We start from the raw sequence: 227 nt of genomic DNA, 5'->3' as shown, positions 1-227 counted from the left end.
CCCGTTCATACCGTGACGGTGAGCGGTTTCTGGATGGACGAGCACGAGGTCACCAATGCTGAGTACGCGCAGTTCGTGGAAGAGACGCAGTATTTGACCGTGGCAGAGCGTCCCTTGGATGCCGAAGATTATCCGGGAGTACCGGAAGAGAAGCTCGTGTCTGGCTCGGCGGTATTCGCGCCGCCCTCGCATCAGGTGTCCTTGGACAACCCTTTGCAATGGTGGGA

Annotated in this window: 1 protein-coding gene; it reads left to right on the top strand. The window is 58.6% G+C overall.

Translation table 11 applies throughout. The annotated features are described in order from the left end of the window. The coding region (locus GEV06_27070; GenBank protein MPZ21522.1) for an SUMF1/EgtB/PvdO family nonheme iron enzyme at positions 1-227 on the top strand (227 nt) is incomplete at both ends.

This window comes from Luteitalea sp., from assembly GCA_009377605.1.
In the GTDB taxonomy this organism is placed as follows: Bacteria; Acidobacteriota; Vicinamibacteria; order Vicinamibacterales; family Vicinamibacteraceae; genus WHTT01.
The sequence above is the reverse complement of the archived record's forward strand: the minus strand, read 5'-3'. Positions and strand labels throughout refer to the sequence as shown.